The following is a 17,107-nucleotide window of genomic DNA, read 5'->3' on the forward strand; positions in this document are numbered from 1 at the left end:
TTTTTTATCAAGGCGAGGTTGGTTGTCAAGGGAGTCCTGAAATAACCGCCGGGGCGCGCTGGGGTTGACAATGAAACGCCCCTCTCTAGACTGTTGGAGTCAAATTAGAAACAACAAATCTAATGAACAAGGGAGGTCTCATGGCAACAGCCAGCGATTACCTGGTGCAGCGCCTCTACGACTGGGGGGTGCGCAGGGTGTACGGCTACCCCGGGGACGGCATCAACGGGGTGATGGGCGCCTTGAACCGGGAACAGGAGAAGGTCTCGTTCATTCAGACGCGCCACGAGGAGGAGGCCGCCTTCATGGCGTGCGCCCACGCTAAGTTCACCGGCGAGGTCGGCGTCTGCATCGCCACCTCCGGCCCGGGCGCCATACACCTGTTGAACGGTCTTTACGATGCGAAGCTCGACCACCAGCCCGTAGTGGCGATCGTGGGGCAGCAGGCAACCACGGCCATGGGGGCGGACTACCAGCAGGAAGTGGACCTCCTCTCGCTTTTCAAGGATGTGGCCCATCACTACGTGCACATGGCGACCAGTGCTGCACAGGTCCGGCAACTGGTGGACCGCGCCATACGGATCGCCCTCGCCGAGCGCACCGTCACCTGCGTCATCCTTCCCAGCGATATCCAGGAGGAGGACGAGGTAGCCGCGCCGGTCCGCAAGCACGGCTCGACCTTCACCGGGCTTGGTTTTTCACGGCCGGAGGTGCTCCCCCTACGCGACGAGCTGCAGCGGGCGGCGGCAGTTCTTAACGCGGGAAAGAAGGTGGCGATGCTGGTCGGTGCCGGTGCCCTCGGTGCCGGCGAGGAGGTTTCCATCGCAGCGGAGAAACTGGGCGCCGGTGTCGCCAAGGCACTCCTCGGCAAGGCGGTCCTTCCGGACGGTCTCCCTTACGTGACCGGCTCCATCGGTCTTCTAGGCACGAAGCCAAGCTGGGAAATGATGAAGGAGTGCGACACCCTGCTCATGGTCGGCAGCGGCTTTCCATATGCCGAGTTTCTTCCCAAGGAGGGGCAGGCGCGCGGGGTGCAGATCGATATCAGCCCGAGGATGCTCGGACTGCGCTACCCGATGGAGGTCAACCTGCAGGGGGACGCGAGGCTCACCCTGCGGGCGCTGATCCCGCTTCTGGAGCAGAAGCAGGACCGGTCGTGGCGTGAGGGGATCGAGAAGGACGTGGCGGAGTGGTGGGAGGTGCTTGAAGCGCGGGCGAAGCTCGCAGCGAACCCGATCAACCCGCAACTCCTCTTCTGGGAGCTCTCGGCACAGCTGCCGGACCAGGCTATCCTGACCTGCGATTCCGGCTCGGCGGCGAACTGGTACGCCCGCGATCTGAAGCTGCGCCGCGGCATGATGGCCTCGCTCTCCGGGGGGCTCGCCACCATGTGCCCCGGGGTTCCCTACGCGGTCGCCGCCAAGATGAACTATCCGGATCGTCCCGTTATCGCCATGGTCGGCGACGGCGCCATGCAGATGCAGGGGATCAACGGCATGGTGAACATCGCCAAGTACTGGAAGCAATGGAGCAACCCGAACCTTGTGATCCTGGTGCTGAACAACGGAGACTTGAACCAGGTGACCTGGGAGCAGCGGGTGATGAACGGCGACGCCAAGTTCGCGGCCTCACAGGACATCCCGCGCTTCCCATATGCAGGTTACGCCGAGATGCTCGGCCTCGACGGAATCAGGCTGGAGGACCCGGGGCAGGTGCGTGAGGCGTGGAAGACCGCACTGCGAGCGAAGCGGCCGGTGGTGATTGATGCCATGTGCGACCCGGACGTCCCCCCCCTGCCGCCGCACATCACCTTCGAGCAGGCAAAGGGATTCGTCGCCTCGCTCTTCAAAGGGGATCCGAACCTTGGTGGCATCATGAGCCAGTCCGCCAAACAGATGATGTCCAAGCTCCTGGTGAAAAACGAGAAATCATAGGCTGCAAGCACTCCTCCCCCCGGAGGGGGGAGGTTGGGAGGGGGGAAGCCGGGAACACGACGCTACGCGCCCCCTCCCTGGCCCTCCCCCTCCGGGGGAGGGGACGTCGCTTCCCGGCGAGGAGAGGTGCGCACGGCCAATGAGCCTCCCGCCGTTTCACTCTCATTGAAAACCGGGGAAACTGCGCTAGCCTCAAACTGTCGCAACCGACGAGGAGGGGCGCATGAAAATTCAGACCGAGCAGTTCCGGGTGAAACCGAAAGACCAGGTGAAGCTGGCCAAGTCCCCCACCATGGTAGATCCGTTCTACCGCTCCAAGGAGGAGTACCGCGAGCTTCTGAACGAGCAGATCGAGCGCATGAGCGCCCTGCAGGGGCTCCTCTACGCGAATAACAGCTGGTCGATCCTGCTCATCTTCCAGGCGATGGACGCGGCGGGGAAGGACAGCATGATCAAGCACGTCCTCTCGGGGATCAACCCCCAGGGATGTGAGGTCTACTCGTTCAAGCACCCGAGCGCGGAAGAGCTCGACCACGATTTTCTCTGGCGCAGCATGAGGCGTCTGCCCGAACGCGGGCGCATCGGCATCTTCAACCGCTCCTACTACGAGGAGGTGCTGATCGTCCGCGTGCACCCGGAGATCCTGGCCGGCGAAAACCTGCCTGACGCCCTGGCTGCCAGGAAAGGGATCTGGCATGACCGTTTCAGATCCATGACGGATTTGGAAGCGCACCTTACCCGCAACGGCACGCGCATCGTGAAGTTCTTCCTCCACGTCTCCAAGGATGAGCAGCGCAAGCGGTTCCTAGAGAGGATCGACAACCCGGAGAAGAACTGGAAGTTCGACCGGGGTGACATCGACGAACGCAAGCTCTGGAAGCGTTATATGGATGCCTACGAGGAGTGCCTGAACGCGACAAGCACCAAGGAATCACCCTGGTATGTCGTCCCGGCGGATGACAAGAAGAACGCGAGGCTCATCGTGGCGCAGGTGCTGCTGGACCTTTTGGAGGGACTCAAGATGAAATATCCGGAAGTGTCCCAGGAAAGACGGGATGAGTTGCAGAGGATTCGTCAGGAACTGGCAAAGGGCTGACAGCGAAGAGGCGGCTTGCGCCGCCTCGATTGAAGGTCGTACCTCGTGCTGTGTCATCGAGTAATGCCGCGGCCAGCCAACAGAGCTGCCACGAGCATCACTACGGCGACAACCAGGAACAGGTAGAAGAGCAGTTTCGCGATACCGGCCGCCGCTGTTGCAATACCACCGAAGCCGAATACCGCAGCGATGATCGCGATGATGAAGAATATCACTGCCCAACGTAGCATGACCTTTCACCTCCCCATGGTTCATTAACTTCCTTGTATAAAGTGTATCATGGGGGATTTCGGCTTTAATAGCTTGTCTTTTTTTAATACTTGGAGTTGAAAAAGACACGGCTGACAAGAGAGGGGCCGACCCATTGTGGGGTCGGCCCCGCCTTTACTTGAGCTCCATCGGTTCGTCGCAACAGGTCGCTTCGATCTCGCAGGCGGCACCGCAGGTCTTGGACTTGCAGGCCCGTGTGACGGTCAGTTCAACCTCGCAATCCTCCGTGCTGCAGACCAGGACATCACCCTCTTCCACTTTCATGGCCTTTCCTCCTTTGTTGGATAATTTTAACCAGGCCCGATTATAGCCGCTGTCTCACCGGTCGCAACCGCTCATCCCCGCTCCAGGTTTTCGATGCAACGTTCCAGGTCGATGCCGGGGCCGAGTACGCCGGCGAAGAGGTCGCCCATCCGCTCCAGGCGCCCTGGCATGGTCCGGATGGTGAACTGACCGGGGTCGAGCCCCGGCTTAACCTCCTCCCACTTGAGCGGCGCGGAGACCGGCGCGCCCGGACGGGGACGGATGCTGTAAGGGGCGGCAAGCGTCTGCCCCGGCTTATTCTGTAGGAAGTCGAGATAGACCCGTTTCTGCCGCAGTTTTGGGCTGCGTAGCAGGCTGGTGAACTCCGGGGTTTTGTGATGCGCCAGGGTTGCAACGATCTTCGCGAAGCCGCCCGCGGTGTCGTAGTCGTACTTCCCGCCAAGGGGGACGTAGATATGGATCCCGGTGGCGCCGGAGGTCTTGGGGAAGCTTGCGGCGCCCGCCTTTTCCAGCACCTCCCGCACCGCGAGCGCCGCGTCGATGACCTTTGCGAAGGGGATGTCTTCCGGGTCGAGGTCGATGACGAAATAGTCGGGATAGTCGAGCTGCTGCAGTCGCGAAAGCCATGGGTTGATCTCGATGCAGCCGAGATTCGCCATGTAGATCAGGGTCGCCTCGTCCTGGCAGATGAGGAACTTGATGTTCTTGTCGACGTGCTTCGAGAAAATCTCGCGGGTGGCGATCCAGGAGGGGGGAAGATCCCCGGTTTCCTTCTGGAAAAAGCCGGGTTCGGCGATGCCGTTGGGGGTGCGGTACAGCGATTCGGGGCGGTCGACAAGGTGCGGCAGCATGGCGTGGGCCACGGTCCGGTAGTAGGCGACGACGTCCCCCTTGGTGTATCCCTCCTGCGGCCAGAACACCTTGTCGAGGTTGGTGAGTTCGATGCGATGCCCGTCGAGCACCAGGGTCTCGTTCCGGCCGTTGCCGACGGAGTGCTCCTTCCTGCGCGAGGTGGGGCGGCTCTCCGCCGATGCGGGGGCGTCATCCGTCTTTGAGGGGGAAGGCGCGACTGTCAACGGCGCGGCGAGGGGCTCCGGTTCTGCGGCAGGCGGATGCGCAACCTCGGTCCGGACCAGTTCCCGCACCACGCTCCTCGGATCCTTGTCCTCCCTGAGGCCCAGGAAAATCGGGTGGCGCATCACGTTCTCTTCTGTCCACTCGGAAAACTCCACCTCGCAGACCAGCTCGGGCCTGACCCACGTGATCGGCATGTCGGATTTTACCGGCATTTTGAAGGGAGAAGCGGCCTGTACCAGCGGTTGCAGCAGATCGTGCATCTCCTTGAGTCCGGCGTCGTCGAACCCGCCGCCCGCAAAGCCGATGCAGACCAGCCGTTCGTCCTCGTAGACGCCGAGCACCAAGGCGCCTAACCCCTTCCTGCTGCGGCGCGGCTCGGTGAAGCCGCAGATCACCGCCTCCTGCTGCATGCGGATCTTGATTTTCAGCCAGTCTTTACTCCTGCGGCCGGTCTGGTAGGTGCTCGTCGCCCGCTTGGCGAGGATACCTTCCAGGTTGTTGCGGCGGGCGAGGTCGAAGAACTCCCTGCCGTACTCCATGAGGTGGTCGCTGTAACGGATGTCCGGTAGGTCGGGGAGCAGGGTGTGCATTCTTCCCTTGCGGGCGAGAAGCGGCTGGTCGCGCAGGTCTTCCCCGTCCAGGTAGAGGAGGTCGAAGGCGAAGAAGCAGATGTTGCCGCGCCCGGTGCGCTGGTAGTTTTGCAGCAGCTGGAACGAGGATCTGCCGCTTTCGTCCAGGGCGACCACTTCGCCGTCCAAGACGGCGTTAAGGTTTAGGGCGGCAAGGGAGCGCACCAGGGAAGGGAACTTGCGGTTGAAGGAGAGGTTGTTGCGGGAGTAGAGGAGCACGTCGGCACCGGAGAGTTCGGCGATGGTGCGGTAGCCGTCGAGCTTGATCTCAAAGAGCCAGTCCGGGTCGTCGAAGGGCTCGGCAGCCGAGGTGGCGAGCATGGGTGCAATCTGGTGCGGCATCTCGGCGGGGGGGGCGGTGCCGGGAGTGTCTGACCTGTCCGACTGGTCCGACTGGGCTGGCAGAGCAGCCTGGGTATGCTGGGCCGCCCGCTCTGCCTCAAAGCTGCCGACGCGGAGCGCGGGCGCCCTCCCGGCGCGCAGGTCCTCGATGGTCACGTTGCTCACCACGGAGCGCTCCTGCAGGGTCACATCTTCGGTGCTTGCGAAGCGGTCGTTTTTCTTGATCAACAGCCAGGAGTTCCCCTTCTCCCCCTTGATCCGTACCAGAGCAAACTCACCGCTCACCTTTTCGCCGCGCAGGATGAACTTCAGGTCCCCTTTCCGCAGCCCCTCCCGCAGAAGCTCGAGGCTCCGCTCCCGCTCCTCGGAGGCAGCAGCGTGGAAGGTCCCGGTGTCCCAGATGATCACCTCCCCGGCGCCGTAATTGCCCTTCGGGATGACGCCTTCGAAATCGCCGTACTCGTAGGGGTGATCCTCGACCATCATGGCGAGCCTTTTCACCGACGGGTCCAGGGACGGTCCCTTCGGAATCGCCCAGCTCTTCAGCACCCCGTCGATCTCGAGGCGGAAATCGTAGTGCAGGTGCGAGGCCGCATGCTTGTGGATCACGAAGCGCAGCGCGTTCGAACCCTTCCCGCCCTGGCCCGACGGCTCGGGCGTCTTCCCCAGGTCCCGCTTGCGACGGTATTCCTCCAGCCCCATGAGAACACCTCCTTTTGCTGCACATGAGTCTATCACAGCGAAAACCTCAGGCTCGCGGGACGACTTCATCATCTGCGCATTGTAAGTGGCGGTGGGCACACGTCCCCCCGGAGGGGGGAGGGCGGGAGGGCGGGAGGGGGGAAGCACGTGGAGCCCCCTCCCTGTCCCTCCCCCTCCGGGGGCGGGGACCCTCGGCAACTTAGTTTAGAGGTATGGTCATCCGGGGAGGGATTATCGCCATTTGTCTTTGACAACGGGAGACCGGCGGTTAGATTATTAGGCGTTGTCAATTTTAAGGAAGCGAGGCCCACTGAGGCGCAGAAAGGAGAAGCAAGATGAAGGTTCAGGAAATCAAGGAAATAGCACAACGTATGGAGATCCCCTGCGGCAAGTTGAAAAAGGGCGAATTGATCCGCCTAATCCAAAGCACAGAAGGGAATATCGCGTGTTTCGATTCGGGGCAGTCGGGGCAGTGCGGCCAGCAGGGGTGCCTCTGGGCCGAAGACTGCAACTGACGCCGGGACCGTAAAGGAGGCTCCATGGACTTCGACTACACAAAGTACCGCTACCTCCCCGAGTGCAAGGACGGCTGCGGTGCGATAACCGACTGGCTTGAGAGCAGGGAAATGGCCCGCGAGGCGGGAGAAAATCATGGCAGATCCACAGGGCACAACTGGGTCCTGCGCGAAAAGATGAAGGAGGAATAGGGGCTGCAGTCCATGCTATCAGCGCTTCATGCTGCCTGCAGGAGGGAAAACAGTGCGGACAACCAAAATCTATCCGGAGGTAACAGCATGAACAGGGACGACATTCTCGATCAATTGGAAAAACTGATCCAGCTCGACGTCGACGCAACCCATGCGTACGATCAGGCGATCAAGAACGTTAACGAGCCGATCATCAAGGACAAGCTGATCCAGTTCCAGGCCGACCACAGAAAGCACATCGACCTTCTCTCGGCGAAGATGTTGGAACTGGGAGGGACGCCGCCGGAGCTCAGTTCGGACTTCAAAGGTTTCCTGATCTCCGGCTTCACCGCTCTCAGGAGTCTGACCGGGACGAAGGGTGCCCTTGAGGCAATGGAGAGCAACGAGCGGCTCACCACAAGCCGCTACGAGGAGGCGTCGAAACTGGATCTTCCCGTCGATATTTCCGCCATCGTGCGCGCCAACTACGCCGACGAACAGCGCCATCTCTCCTTCATCCGCGAGGCGCTCCCGACGGTGCGCAAGTAATCCGGGGGAGGTTTCTAACAGCGTCAGTGCGGTTCAAAGCCCGCGCGGTTCACCGATGAAAAGGGAGCCCGGGTCCGGCAGGATTCGGGCTCCCTTTGTTAATGAAAAACAAAATGTTAGCGGCCTAACACTCCCTGGAACTGCGTCATTTCGACGTGTTGACACGGGGGGGCTCTCATGTATCGTTGATGAGGTTTTGCGCCGATGCGTAAGGCCCATGGCGGGGACGTCACGGGCCGGGAGGTGGCGTATGGTTGCGAGCGGTTGGCGGATGGAATCAGGTGCCACGGTGTTGGAGGAAGGCGTTCAGTTCCGGCTCTGGGCCCCGAAGTCGAAGGCGGCGAGCGTTCTTATCCTGTCAGGGAAGGCGGCAGGGACGGTGCCGATGCAGCCCGAGGGAAAGGGGTATTACTCGGTGTCCGTTCCGGGCGTGATGGACGGCGACCGCTACCTTTTTCAACTGGAATCGGGCAAGACCTACCCCGACCCGTTCTCGCGTCACCAGCCCGACGGGGTGCACGAGTCGTCCCAGGTGGTGGACCCGGGGCTCTTCACCTGGACGGATGAGGGGTGGCAGGGGATCCCACTGGTGGATTACCGGATCTACGAGATCCACGTCGGCACCTTCACCAGGGAGGGGAATTTCGAGGCGGTCATCGAGCACCTCGACTACCTGGTGGAACTGGGGGTCTCGGCAATCGAGATCATGCCGGTTTCTCAGTGCCCCGGAACGCGCAACTGGGGCTATGACGGGGTGTACCACTTCGCCCCCCAGCACAGCTACGGCGGGCCCGACGGCCTCAGACGCCTCGTGAACGCCTGCCACAGAAAGGGGCTCGCCGTCCTCCTGGACGTGGTCTACAACCACTTCGGACCGGAGGGGTGCTACCTGGACGAGTTCGGCCCCTACTTTACCGACAAGTACCGCACTCCCTGGGGGCGTGCCATTAACCTGGATGGCGCCGACAGCGACCCCGTGCTCGAGTATTTCCTCTCCAACGCGGGTTACTGGATCACCGAGTTCCACTTCGACGGGCTGCGCCTGGACGCGGTGGACTGGATCTTCGACCAGACGCCGAAGCCGCTTTTAAGGCGTTTGGCCGACGAGGTGCACCGGCACCGGGAGCGTCTTGGGCGCCGGATCTACCTCTTCGCAGAGAACGACACCAACGACGTCCGCCTGATCAACTCCCCCGACAAGTGCGGCTTCGGCCTTGACGCCCAGTGGTGCGACAACTTCCACCACGCCCTGCGCGCCCTGCTGACCGGAGAAACCACCGGTTACTACGAGGACTTCGGGCAGTTCGCGCAGTTGCAGAAGGCCTTCAGCGAGGCGTTCGTCTACACCGGCGAGTACTCCCGCTACCGCAGGCGGCGCCACGGCGGCCCGACCGAGCGGCATCCCGGTTTCCAGTTCGTCGTCTTTTCCCAGAACCACGACCAGGTCGGCAACCGCAAGTGCGGTGACCGGCTGAGCGCCACCCTTCCCCTGAACCAGCTCCTCCTCGCTGCATCGGCCGTCATCCTTTCCCCTTACCTGCCGCTTCTATTCATGGGGGAGGAATACGGCGAGCGCGCGCCGTTCCACTACTTCATCGACCATAGCGACCCGGAGCTCGTCGACATGGTGCGCAAAGGGAAACACGAGGAGCACGCATCCGGCGTCTGTGAAGGGGAGATCCCGGACCCGGCGGCGGAGGAGACCTTTCTGGAGTCGAAGGTGAGCGTGGGGACTCCGAAAGAAGGAGAGCAGGCGGTCATCCTTGCCTTCTACAAGAAGCTCTTCTCCCTGCGCAGCTCGCTTCCGGCCCTGCGGGTCTTCCAGCGCGACGCCATGGAGGTTTCCGGGCTGCCCGAGCAGAAGGTGCTCTTTTTGAGGAGATGGACCGACGGGGAGGCAGCCATCTGCCTGTTCAGCTTCAGCAACATCCAGCAGGAGGTCCCGCTTGCCCTTCTCCGGGGGAGCTGGGAGCGGGTGCTCGATTCCTCGGCCGCGGAGTGGCGCGGCCCGGGTGAGGAAGCACCGGAAAGGATAGAGGCGGGTAACGGAGGACATCAGGAGACAGTGAGGATCAACCCCTTCAGCGTTGTCGTGTACAGCGCGAAGCTTTGAGGAGGAAGTCATGGCGCAGGAGAACGATACCCAGCGTTACGTGTGCATTCACGGTCACTTCTACCAGCCTCCCAGGGAGAACCCGTGGCTCGAGGCTGTAGAGATACAAGATTCCGCTTTCCCATATCACGACTGGAACGAGCGCATCACCGCCGAGTGTTACGCGTCGAACTCGGCTTCCCGCGTCCTGGATGGCGACAGCCGGGTCATGGACATCTCCAGCAACTACGCGAAGATCAGCTTCAACTTCGGCCCCACGGTCCTCTCCTGGATGGAGCAGGCGGCCCCCAGGATCTATCAGGCGATCCTCGACGCGGACAAGCAGAGCATAGAGTGGCGCTCCGGTCACGGCTCGGCGATCGCTCAGGTCTACAACCACATGATCATGCCGCTGGCCAACGCGCGGGACAAGCGGACCCAGATCGTATGGGGCATTGCCGACTTCGAGAAGCGCTTCCAGCGCTTCCCGGAAGGGATGTGGCTCGCCGAGACCGCGGTGGACCTCGAGACGCTCGACATCCTCGCCGAACAGGGGATCAAGTACACCATCCTCGCGCCGCACCAGGCCGCGGCTTATCGCGCCATCGGCGAGGAGGAGTGGCTCGAGGCGGAGATCGACCCGACCCGCTGCTACCTCTGCAACCTCCCATCCGGTCGCTCCATCAACCTCTTCTTCTACGACGGCCCCATTTCCCGTGCCGTAGCCTTCGAAAAACTCCTCGAGAGCGGAGAGGCGCTCGCCGGCAGGCTGGTCGGTGGTTTCAACGACGAGCGCGGCTGGTCCCAGCTCATGCACATCGCGACGGACGGGGAGACCTACGGTCATCACCAGAAGTTCGGCGACATGGCGCTTGCCGCCTGCCTGAACCACATCGAGAGCAATAACCTGGCGCGGCTCACCAACTACGGTGAATACCTGGAGCTTTGCCCCCCGGACACCGAGGTGAGAATCCACGAGCGCACCTCCTGGAGCTGCGCGCACGGGGTGGAACGCTGGAATAGCGATTGCGGTTGCTCCGGCGGCGTACCCGGGTGGAACCAGCAGTGGCGCCAGCCGCTGCGCGCCTCTCTCGACTGGCTGCGGGACCGGCTGGCGAAGGGCTTCGAACAGAAAGGGCGCGAGCTCTTCAAGAACCCATGGCGGGTGCGCGACGCGTACGTCGAGGTGATCCTGAATCGCGGCATGGAGGTGGCGGAGCAGTTCCTTTCCCGACACGCCTTACGCGAACTCACGGCGGAGGAGAAGATCCGGGCCCTCAAGCTTCTGGAGATGCAGCGGCACGCCATGCTCATGTACACGAGCTGCGGCTGGTTCTTCGACGAACTCTCCGGGCTTGAGACCGTTCAGGTGATCGACTACGCGAGCCGGGCGTTGCAGCTTTCCGAGGGGGTGGTCGATGGGCCGGTGGAGAAGGGGTTTCTCGAGCGGCTCAAGGAGGCGAAGAGCAACATACCGGACTACCAGGACGGACTCTGGATCTACCGCAACTTCGTGCTCCCGATACGGCTCGACCTAGTGAAGGTGGGTGCTCACTACGCGTTCAGCTCCCTCTATGAGGATTACGAGGAGCATTCCCAGATCTACTGCTACGCCATCGCGAGGGAGGAATACCACAAGGTGGCGAATCCCGATGCGGTCATCGCCATGGGGCGCATTCACGTCGCGAGCGAGATCACCGAGGAGAAGAGCTGTCTCACCTTCTGCGTCGTGCGCATCGGGAGCCATGACTTCAAGGGTGGGGTGATGGAGGTCTGCGACCAGGGTGGATACGCCGCCATGCGCGAGGAGATGAGCGCCGCCTTCGACAAGGGGCTGTACTCGGACCTGGTGCTCCTTATGGACAAGCACTTCGGCACGCACAGCTTCTCCCTTCTGAACCTCTTCAGTGACGAGCAGCGCAAGATCATCGGTCAGATCATCAAACAGAACCTCGAGGAGAGCATCGCAAGCTATCAGGAGATGTACGAACATATCCGTCCCCTGATGGAGTTCGTGAAGGAGACCCGCGTGCCGGTGCCGCACGTCTTCATGGCCGTGGCCCAGCCGGCGCTGAACGAGGCGCTCAAGCACGCCATGAGCGAGGAGGACGTCGACGAGGAGGCCGTGCGGCGCATTGTGGGCCAGATCAGGACCTGGGGGGTAGGGATCGAGGAGCCCGAGACCGAATACTACATGCGGCGTCATCTGGAGAAGCTCTCCGCCCAGTTGGTCCAGGACCCGACCGACGTGAAAGTGATCGGAAGGATGCAGAAGTACATGGATCTGCTGAACGAGATCCCGATCAACCTGGTGCTGTGGCAGATGCAGAACGACTACTACACGCTGGCCAAGACCGTTTATCCCGAGTTCCTCGAGCGCTCCGGCCAGGGCGAGGAAGGAGCAAGCCAGTGGCTCGAAGCCTTCCAAAGGCTCGGGGACACCTTGCGCTTCAACACAGGAGCGGTGCTGCCGCAAGGATAGACGGGGGAGAGCATGGACCAGCACCTGCCGCAGGCCCGCATACCAAGTGCCACTTACCGGCTGCAATTCAACGCCGGGTTCACCTTCGCCGACGCCGAAAGGATCGTCGGCTACCTGCACGACCTAGGCGTCAGCGACGTGTACGCCTCCTCCTACCTAGCCGCGAAGGAGGGGAGCGTACACGGCTACGACGTCGTGAACCAGACCATCTTCAATAAGGAGCTCGGCGACGAGGGAAACTACCAGGCCTTTGTCGACGAGCTCTCCCGCCATGACATGGGGCACATCCTCGACTTCGTCCCGAACCACATGTGCATCGAAAGCAGCGACAACGTCTGGTGGATGGACGTGCTCGAGAACGGGATGAGTTCGCTCTGCGCCCACTTTTTCGACATCGACTGGGAGCCGGTGAAAAAGGAGCTGACCGGGAAGGTGCTGCTACCCCTTCTTGGTGACCAGTACGGCCGGGTGCTTGAGGGGGGAGGGCTGCAGCTTCTCTTCCGCGACGGCGCCTTCTTCGTCCAGTGCAACGCGCTGCAGATCCCGGTGGAACCGCGCAGTTACCTGTTGATCCTGCAGCACCGGCTGGACGCGCTGAAGGAAAAGCTCCCCCCGGAGGCCGGGCCGCTCCAGGAACTGCTCAGCATCGAGACCGCCCTTCAGCACCTACCCCTTCCCACCGAGCAGGACCCGGAGAAGATGAACGAGCGGCACCGCGAGAAGGAGATCATCAAGAAGAGGCTCTCCCAGCTCTGTCTGGACTCCCCCGAGGTGGCTGAGTTAATTGCGGAAAACGTGGGCATCTTCAACGGGATCAAAGGGGACGCCAATTCCTTTGATCTGCTGGACCGGCTGCTGCGGGACCAGGTGTACCGCCTCTCCTACTGGCGCGTCGCCACCGAGGAGATCAACTACCGGCGCTTTTTCGACATCAACGCCCTCGCCGCGATCCGGATGGAGGACCAGGCCGTCTACGACCTGACCCACACCCTGCTGTTCCGGCTGATCCGGGAGGGGAAGGTTACCGGGGTTAGGATCGATCACGTGGACGGGCTTTACGACCCGGTCGCCTACCTGCAGCACCTGCAGAAAAGCGCCTGGATGAATCTTAAGGAAAGAAGCGAGGGGGCCCCGCCCGAGGAGGGTGCCGAAGCGATCCGGGAGGAGTGGGCGCGGCAGTACGACGAGGTGCTGGAGAGGGACCCGGGCTACAAGCCTTTTTACGCCGTGGTGGAAAAGATCCTCATGAAGGGGGAGCTCCTCCCCGAGCAGTGGCCGGTCTGCGGTACCACCGGCTACGAGTTCCTGAACAGCGTGAACGGCCTCTTCGTGGCGAGCGACGTCGCGAAGCAGTTCGACTGTATCTACGACCGCTTCGTGAAGCACGAGTCCGATTTCACCGAGATCGTCTACGAGAAGAAGAAGCTGGTGATGCAGGTCTCCCTCTCCGGCGAGGTGAACATGCTGGCGCACCAGTTGAACAACATCGCCGAGGAGGACCGTCTCACCCGCGATTTCACCCTGAACAGCCTGGCCCGCGCCATAAGCGAGGTGATCGCCTGCTTCCCGGTGTACCGCACCTACGCCAACTCCGCCTCGGTGCGCGACCGCGACGTGCAGTACATCGACGCGGCGGTCTCCAAGGCGAAGCGTCGTAACCCCGCCATCAGCGGGTCGGTCTTCGATTTCCTGCGCGACGTGCTCCTTTTGAGATCCCCCGAGCGCGCAAGCGAAGAGAGCCGCCGCGACTGGCTTTACTTCGCCATGCGCTTCCAGCAGATCACCGGGCCGGTGATGGCCAAGGGGCTCGAGGATACCGCCTTCTACGTCTACCACCGTCTCATTTCCCTGAACGACGTCGGCGGCATGCCGGGGCGCTTCGGCACCACGCTCGAGGCCTTCCACGGGCAGAACCTGGAGCGGAACAAGAACTTCCCCCACGCCATGATCGCGACGGCGACGCACGATTCCAAGCGCGGCGAGGACGTGCGCACGAGGATCGACGCGCTCTCCGAGATCCCGGCATTGTGGCAGAAGCAGGTGGCGCGCTGGAGCCGACTCAACAAACGGCGCGGCTCCCTGATCGAGAACGCCAGGGTCCCGGAGCACAACGAGGAATACCTCCTGTACCAGACCCTGATCGGTGCCTGGCCGGTCGGCGAGGTGGACGACGCCGGATACGAGGCGTTCCGGGGGCGCATCCGGGAGTACATGATCAAGGCGCTGCGCGAGGCGAAGGTGAACACGAGCTGGGTGAGCCCGAATGGGCCTTACGAGGATGCGGTGGCAGGTTTCGTCGACGCCATTCTCGCGCGTACTCCAGACAACGAATTCCTGCGCGAGTTCCTGCCGCTGCAAAGGCGGCTCTCCCGCTGCGGCTTCTTCAGCTCGCTCTCTCAGACCCTCCTGAAGATGACCTCCCCCGGCATTCCCGACTTTTACCAGGGGACCGAGCTTATCGAGTTCACCCTGGTGGACCCGGATAACCGGCGCCAGGTGGACTACGGCAGGAGGATCGAGGCGCTAGCCGAACTCAAGCGGCGCGAGCAGGAGGAGGGTGCGCCCCGGCTCTGGAGTGAGCTGCTGGAACGGGAGGACGAGAGGGCGAAGCTCTTTCTCATCTACCGGGTGCTCAACTACCGCCGGGAGCACAAGGACGTCTTCGACGGCGGCGAGTACCTGCCGCTGGAGGTGAAAGGGGCGCGTGGCCGACATCTGTGCGCCTTCGCACGCAAAGCGGGAGGGCGGGTGGTGATCGTCGCGGCGGCGCGGCTCGTGGCGACCCTGATGCCGGAGGAGGGGAGCAGCCCCTTAGGCGAGGCGGTCTGGCAGGACACGGTGCTGCTTCTTCCTGAAGGGGTGGGGGGGCGCTTCAGAAACGGGGTGAACGACGCGACGGTCGAGGCCGTTCCCCATGACGACCAAAGCGCCCTCCCCCTCGCGGCGCTCTTCGCCGAGGTGAGCGTGGCGCTGCTGGAATCTGAGTGAGGTGATCTATGGAAGGCAGGGCGCGGATAGCGATCGAGGCGGTGCATCCCCAGATCGACTGCGGCAGGTTCGCGGTGCAGCGCGTGGTCGGCGACGATATGGTGGTGCAGGCGGACGTCTTCAGCGACGGTCACGACGAGGTGGTGGCCGTACTTCTTTACCGCCGCGTGGGGGAGGAGCGCTGGCTGGAAACGGCGATGCAGCGCCTGGATAACGACCGCTGGCAGGGCTCCTTTCTCCTGGGTCACCCTGGCTTTTACCAATACACCATCACGGGGTGGGTGGACCACTTCCGCACCTGGCAGCGGGATCTGCAGAAGCGTTTCGAGGCGGGACAGGACGTGGCGGTCGATCTGCAGATCGGTGGAAAGATTCTGGAGCAGGCGGTGGCGGAGGCGGGGGAGGAGGACGCGGCCCGGCTGCGCGAAGCGGTGGCGGCGCTCTCTGCCGAACGGAACCAGGAGGGGGCGGTGGCCTTAGGGCTCGACACGCGGCTCTCCGACCTGGTCAGCACCTGCTGCGCGCGCGGGCTCGCCACGCGCTACCAGAAGGAACTGGTGGTCCGGGTGGACCGCCAGAAGGCGCTTTTCAGTTCCTGGTACGAACTCTTCCCTCGCTCCTTGGGCGGAAAAGGGCGCCACGGCACCCTCTGCGACTGCATCGGGCTTCTCCCCGACGTTGCGGAGCTCGGCTTCGACGTTCTCTACCTCCCTCCCATCCATCCCATCGGTTCCAGCAAGCGCAAGGGGAAGGCCAACGCGGTCGAGGCGGGACCGGACGACCCCGGAAGCCCCTGGGCCATCGGCTCCGAGGCGGGTGGGCACAAGGCGGTGCACCCGGAGCTCGGGACCATCGAGGACTTCCGCGACCTGGTGCGGGAAGCCGAAAAGCACGGCATCGAGATCGCCATGGATCTCGCCTTCCAGTGCTCGCCGGACCACCCCTACCTGAAGGAGCACCCGGAGTGGTTCAAGTGGCGCCCCGACGGCACGGTGCAGTACGCCGAGAACCCCCCGAAGAAGTACCAGGACATCGTGCCGATCAACTTCGAGACGCCGCAGTGGGAGGAGCTCTGGGAGGAGCTGAAGGGGGTCGTATTCTTCTGGATGGACCAGGGGGTGCGCATCTTCCGGGTCGACAACCCGCACACGAAGCCCTTCCCAATGTGGGAGTGGCTCATCGGGAAGGCGAAGGAGAAGTCGCACGACGTCATCTTCCTGGCCGAGGCGTTCACCAGGCCGAAGATCATGGCGCGGCTCGCGAAACTCGGTTTTAGCCAGTCCTACAGCTACTTCTCCTGGCGCAACAGTAAGCGGGAGATCACCGATTACCTGATGGAGCTGACCCGCGGCGACACGAGCGAGTTCATGCGTCCGAACTTCTGGCCCAACACCCCGGACATCCTCACCGAGTTCCTGCAGTACGGCGGGCGCCCCGCCTTCATGATCAGGCTGGTCCTGGCCGGTACCCTTTCCTCCAGCTACGGGATCTACGGCCCGGTTTACGAGCTCTGCATAGGGATGCCGGAAAAGCAGGGCTCGGAGGAGTACCTCGACGCCGAAAAGTACGAGATCCGGCAATGGGACAGGAAGGCCCCGGGGAACATCCGGGAGCTCATCATCACGCTGAACCGGATCCGCCGCGAGTACACCGCGCTGCAGAGGACCAACAACGTCGCCTTCCTGGAGTCGGACGACGACAGCGTCCTTTTCTACGTAAAGGTGGCGAAACAGCGGAAGAGTTCGCTCCTGGTGGCGGTGAACCTCGATCCTTTCCGGGCGCGTACCGCGAAGCTGCGCGTGCCGCTCGATCTGTTCGGCGTAGCCCCCGGCCAGTCCTACCTGCTGCACGACCTGATCAGCGGCGAACGCTCCATCTGGGAGGGGGGGATGACCACGGTACGGCTCGACCCGCAGGTGAACCCGGCCTGCATCTACCGCATCAGCACCTGGCAGAAGCGCGAGTCGGACTTCGATTATTATTTCTAGGAGGAAGC

The 17,107-nt window shown here is 62.6% G+C and carries 12 protein-coding genes; 9 read left to right on the forward strand and 3 right to left on the reverse strand.

The features are described 5' to 3' along the window. Positions 1-140 precede the first annotated feature (140 nt). Both E8L22_RS05860 and E8L22_RS05865 read left to right on the forward strand, forming a co-directional pair. The gene (locus E8L22_RS05860; protein WP_136524260.1) at positions 141-1,934 is read left to right on the forward strand and encodes a thiamine pyrophosphate-requiring protein; all 1,794 of its coding nucleotides are present in this window, start codon (positions 141-143) and stop codon (positions 1,932-1,934) included. A gap of 223 nt (positions 1,935-2,157) precedes the next feature. Continuing rightward, positions 2,158-3,030 (forward strand): ADP-polyphosphate phosphotransferase, encoded by an 873-nt coding sequence (locus E8L22_RS05865; protein WP_136524261.1) that lies wholly within the window; start codon positions 2,158-2,160, stop codon positions 3,028-3,030. Positions 3,031-3,083: 53 nt separating this feature from the next. On the opposite strand, the gene E8L22_RS05870 is transcribed toward E8L22_RS05865, so the two are convergent. From E8L22_RS05870 to ligD, 3 genes are all read right to left on the reverse strand, one after another. Continuing rightward, positions 3,084-3,260, reverse strand: coding sequence for a DUF1328 family protein (locus E8L22_RS05870; RefSeq protein WP_136524262.1), 177 nt, complete (start codon positions 3,258-3,260; stop codon positions 3,084-3,086). 154 nt (positions 3,261-3,414) lie between these two features. Further along, positions 3,415-3,564: a hypothetical protein gene (locus tag E8L22_RS21365; protein WP_162604783.1), complete on the reverse strand. Its 150-nt coding sequence runs from the start codon at positions 3,562-3,564 to the stop codon at positions 3,415-3,417. Between the two features lie 71 nt (positions 3,565-3,635). Beyond that, entirely contained in the window at positions 3,636-6,314 is a 2,679-nt protein-coding gene (gene ligD, locus E8L22_RS05875; RefSeq protein WP_136524263.1) for a DNA ligase D, read from the reverse strand. Between the two features lie 335 nt (positions 6,315-6,649). Here ligD and E8L22_RS05880 point away from each other — a divergent pair, with 335 nt between their 5' ends. The 7 genes from E8L22_RS05880 to E8L22_RS05905 all read left to right on the forward strand — a co-directional run bounded on the left by E8L22_RS05880 (position 6,650) and on the right by E8L22_RS05905 (position 17,099). After that, on the forward strand, positions 6,650-6,829 hold the full coding sequence (locus tag E8L22_RS05880) for an SAP domain-containing protein (RefSeq protein WP_136524264.1): 180 nt from the start codon (positions 6,650-6,652) through the stop codon (positions 6,827-6,829). A 24-nt stretch (positions 6,830-6,853) separates the two neighbouring features. Then, entirely contained in the window at positions 6,854-7,021 is a 168-nt protein-coding gene (locus tag E8L22_RS21490) for a hypothetical protein (RefSeq protein ID WP_198420122.1), read from the forward strand. 87 nt (positions 7,022-7,108) lie between these two features. Further along, positions 7,109-7,549: a ferritin-like domain-containing protein gene (locus E8L22_RS05885; RefSeq protein ID WP_136524265.1), complete on the forward strand. Its 441-nt coding sequence runs from the start codon at positions 7,109-7,111 to the stop codon at positions 7,547-7,549. A 250-nt stretch (positions 7,550-7,799) separates the two neighbouring features. Next, on the forward strand, positions 7,800-9,662 hold the full coding sequence (treZ, locus tag E8L22_RS05890) for a malto-oligosyltrehalose trehalohydrolase (protein ID WP_136524266.1): 1,863 nt from the start codon (positions 7,800-7,802) through the stop codon (positions 9,660-9,662). Between the two features lie 10 nt (positions 9,663-9,672). Beyond that, entirely contained in the window at positions 9,673-12,123 is a 2,451-nt protein-coding gene (locus tag E8L22_RS05895; RefSeq protein WP_136524267.1) for a DUF3536 domain-containing protein, read from the forward strand. A 12-nt stretch (positions 12,124-12,135) separates the two neighbouring features. Continuing rightward, the gene (locus E8L22_RS05900) at positions 12,136-15,111 is read left to right on the forward strand and encodes a malto-oligosyltrehalose synthase (protein WP_136524268.1); all 2,976 of its coding nucleotides are present in this window, start codon (positions 12,136-12,138) and stop codon (positions 15,109-15,111) included. A gap of 8 nt (positions 15,112-15,119) precedes the next feature. Next, on the forward strand, positions 15,120-17,099 hold the full coding sequence (locus E8L22_RS05905; protein ID WP_136524269.1) for an alpha-1,4-glucan--maltose-1-phosphate maltosyltransferase: 1,980 nt from the start codon (positions 15,120-15,122) through the stop codon (positions 17,097-17,099). The last annotated feature ends 8 nt before the right edge of the window (positions 17,100-17,107 follow it).

The organism is Geomonas ferrireducens (genome assembly GCF_004917065.1).
Classification (GTDB): Bacteria; Desulfobacterota; Desulfuromonadia; order Geobacterales; family Geobacteraceae; genus Geomonas; species Geomonas ferrireducens.

Excerpts from the sequence above, each read along its gene's own strand:
- E8L22_RS05860 (WP_136524260.1), top strand. The coding sequence starts at position 141 with ATGGCAACAGCCAGCGATTACCTGGTGCAGCGCCTCTACGACTGGGGG.
- E8L22_RS05865 (WP_136524261.1), top strand. The coding sequence starts at position 2,158 with ATGAAAATTCAGACCGAGCAGTTCCGGGTGAAACCGAAAGACCAGGTG.
- E8L22_RS05870 (WP_136524262.1), bottom strand. The coding sequence starts at position 3,260 with ATGCTACGTTGGGCAGTGATATTCTTCATCATCGCGATCATCGCTGCG.
- E8L22_RS21365 (WP_162604783.1), bottom strand. The coding sequence starts at position 3,564 with ATGAAAGTGGAAGAGGGTGATGTCCTGGTCTGCAGCACGGAGGATTGC.
- ligD (WP_136524263.1), bottom strand. The coding sequence starts at position 6,314 with ATGGGGCTGGAGGAATACCGTCGCAAGCGGGACCTGGGGAAGACGCCC.
- E8L22_RS05880 (WP_136524264.1), top strand. The coding sequence starts at position 6,650 with ATGAAGGTTCAGGAAATCAAGGAAATAGCACAACGTATGGAGATCCCC.
- E8L22_RS21490 (WP_198420122.1), top strand. The coding sequence starts at position 6,854 with ATGGACTTCGACTACACAAAGTACCGCTACCTCCCCGAGTGCAAGGAC.
- E8L22_RS05885 (WP_136524265.1), top strand. The coding sequence starts at position 7,109 with ATGAACAGGGACGACATTCTCGATCAATTGGAAAAACTGATCCAGCTC.
- treZ (WP_136524266.1), top strand. The coding sequence starts at position 7,800 with ATGGTTGCGAGCGGTTGGCGGATGGAATCAGGTGCCACGGTGTTGGAG.
- E8L22_RS05895 (WP_136524267.1), top strand. The coding sequence starts at position 9,673 with ATGGCGCAGGAGAACGATACCCAGCGTTACGTGTGCATTCACGGTCAC.
- E8L22_RS05900 (WP_136524268.1), top strand. The coding sequence starts at position 12,136 with ATGGACCAGCACCTGCCGCAGGCCCGCATACCAAGTGCCACTTACCGG.
- E8L22_RS05905 (WP_136524269.1), top strand. The coding sequence starts at position 15,120 with ATGGAAGGCAGGGCGCGGATAGCGATCGAGGCGGTGCATCCCCAGATC.